This window comes from Bradyrhizobium sp. 31Argb, assembly GCF_043638955.1.
Taxonomy (GTDB): domain Bacteria; phylum Pseudomonadota; class Alphaproteobacteria; order Rhizobiales; family Xanthobacteraceae; genus Bradyrhizobium.
In genome coordinates this window covers 1-2,284 of sequence record NZ_JBEGDB010000519.1, presented here as the reverse complement: position 1 = coordinate 2,284, position 2,284 = coordinate 1, and the positions used below count along the sequence as shown (strand labels likewise).

Annotated in this window: 2 protein-coding genes and 1 pseudogene; 1 reads left to right on the top strand and 2 read right to left on the bottom strand. The window is 62.4% G+C overall.

Features of this window, described 5'->3' with window-relative positions; genetic code table 11:
- Positions 1-386: 386 nt before the first annotated feature.
- Complete coding sequence (locus tag AAFX91_RS40895; protein WP_165421546.1) at positions 387-941, top strand: PAN domain-containing protein; 555 nt, start codon at positions 387-389, stop codon at positions 939-941.
- Between the two features lie 168 nt (positions 942-1,109).
- Here AAFX91_RS40895 and AAFX91_RS40890 read toward each other — a convergent pair.
- Together AAFX91_RS40890 and AAFX91_RS40885 are read right to left on the bottom strand one after the other, a co-directional pair.
- Positions 1,110-1,655: pseudogene (locus AAFX91_RS40890) on the bottom strand (nucleotidyltransferase family protein); the annotation flags it as partial.
- A 94-nt stretch (positions 1,656-1,749) separates the two neighbouring features.
- Complete coding sequence (locus AAFX91_RS40885) at positions 1,750-2,091, bottom strand: MmcQ/YjbR family DNA-binding protein (protein ID WP_394570262.1); 342 nt, start codon at positions 2,089-2,091, stop codon at positions 1,750-1,752.
- Positions 2,092-2,284 lie beyond the last annotated feature (193 nt).

The following is a 2,284-nucleotide window of genomic DNA, read 5'->3' as shown; positions in this document are numbered from 1 at the left end:
GCTTCCTCCTAAAAGAAAGCCTTGAATCACGTTCAATCTGATTTGAGAATCCCAAGAGTCCACACGGCCTAAAGCGTTTTCGAGCGAAGTGGATACCGGTTCGCATAGCAATCAAGTTTACGCAGATTGCGTAGACTTATCTGCGCAGAAAACGCGTCAAACCAAGAATCTAGAGCTTCGGTTCTGATCTAGCGTCATCGTGTCCTATCCGCTTGTTTTGATGCATCTTCTTCGCGTGCGTGGCGCTTAGGCCACATGCTGGCCGGCGGTCACACGACTGGTGTGCCAGCTTGCCGCATTTTTGAGCCGTTCATCCAGCGTACAGGTTGGCGGCGCTCAAATGACCACCCGCGGTGAGCGCGGGGGGACAGTCGAAAGCGTAGGATATGAGAATTGGCCGCCTCTTCTGGGCGAGTGTGGTGACGTTCGCCTTGTTGGCGGTCGTAGCGACGTCGCGGCCGGCGCAGGCGCAGGTCAACTTCGATCGCCCCGGCGGCGATTACCTGAGTTCGCCCGTTGCCTCGGGCGATCCCGCCGACTGCGCCCTGGTCTGCGAGCGCGACCGCCGCTGCCGCGCCTGGAGCTTCAACTATCCGACCGACATCACCACCGGCGCGGTGTGCTGGCTCAAGAATTCGGTGCCGTCGCGCGTCCAAAATAATTGCTGCGTCACCGGCGTGCGCGGCGCCGGCGTCGTCGAGCCCCGCAATGGCACGGTCGAGACCTCGATCGATCGTCTCGGCGGCGACTACAAGAATTTCGAATTGAAGGCAGGCGAGGGCGACGAGATCTGCAAGGCCGCTTGCGCCGCCGACAACAAATGCCGGGCCTGGACCTTTGCGCGCCCCGGCTATGCCGGGCGCGAGCCGCATTGTTTCCTGAAGAAGGACATCAAGCCGCCGCGACGCAAGGCCGGATTCACCTCGGGCGTGGTGCGGTAACAGGCGAGCGCGCCCCCCCGCCGTCATTGCGAGCCAACGGGTCGCGCGAAGGCGCGCCCGATGACAGGCTCCGCGAGGCAATCCATGTCTCCGCGTGCTGAGGCATGGATTGCTTCGTCGCTGTCGCTCCTCGCAATGACGGGAGGCATCAGCAACCCGGCAATACCCGATCTCCGGCCACAGCGCCTTCCACCTCGCCGCTTTCTTCTCGTAATTCGCTACCGAAAAATTCGCTCCCGGGTTCGGCCGCACGATCATGTTGGCGACGTCATCGAACCCGTTGGGCGCGTAGACATCGTAGCCTTCCGCCGTGCGGCGGATTCCGATCTGGGTGTTTTTCGTGAGAAACCGGTCGATGCCATCGGTCGAGCGTGTCAATGGCGGGTAGGGCAGGCCGTGCTTTTCGGGATACCAGAGATGGACGCGCGCCTGGTTGCGCACTTCGACGGCGACGCCGAGGTGGCGAACCGCATCATGCACGCGTTTGATGATCCGGTCCTCGGCTTGCCAGGATGTATCGCGATCGAAATAGAAAATGTCGTAGTCGCTGATGCCGTAGTCGGCCGCACGATGAGTCCTGACGTTCCAGACCGTCTGCGCCAGGCAGCCCGCCACGAGCCACGCGTCGGGCAGTGCCAGCCGCAGCAGCTCATCGGCGATGATGGCATTGGCGGGATTGCGCAGCGCTGTGGCGACGAATTCGTCTCGGGTCATGAGGTCCCGTAGGGTGGGCAAAGCGAAGCGTGCCCACCCATAGCGAGCATGGCGCTGGATGGTGGGCACGCTTCGCTTTGCCCACCCTACGAACCTACGAATTCGCATCGTTAGCTTTCAGCGCAGCCTTCGATGCCAGCGCGCGCCAGTGGCGGCGCAACAGCGGCTCGACGATGCTGCGGCTCGCCTTCGACAGTCGGATCAGCACGATCGGATAGTCGCGATAATGATCGGTGAAGTAGAACACCTTCGGCCGGCTCTCGACGAGCATGTCGCGCTCGTCCTGCGGCACGCCGGGCATGACCAGGCTGTCGCCGTCTTCCTTCAGGCGCACCAGCATCTTCTTGCGCACTTTCAATGCCGGCGTGCCGTAGGAGGTGCCATCCTCGACCTCCGGCCACGCCAGCGCGATTATCCTGACGTCGTCGAAGGTCATTTGGTGCCCCACATTCATTCCCTCATCCGGAGCAGTCGCGAAGCGGCGTCTCGAGGGATGGGCCGCGGGCCTCATTGGTTCGAGACGGCGCGGAGCCTGTCATCGGGCCGCGCTTCGCGCGGACCCGTTGGCGGTGTGCCGAGTATGAACGACAGCTTGGAGGTGGAAGTCCTCTATCCAGCCTGATGACGGC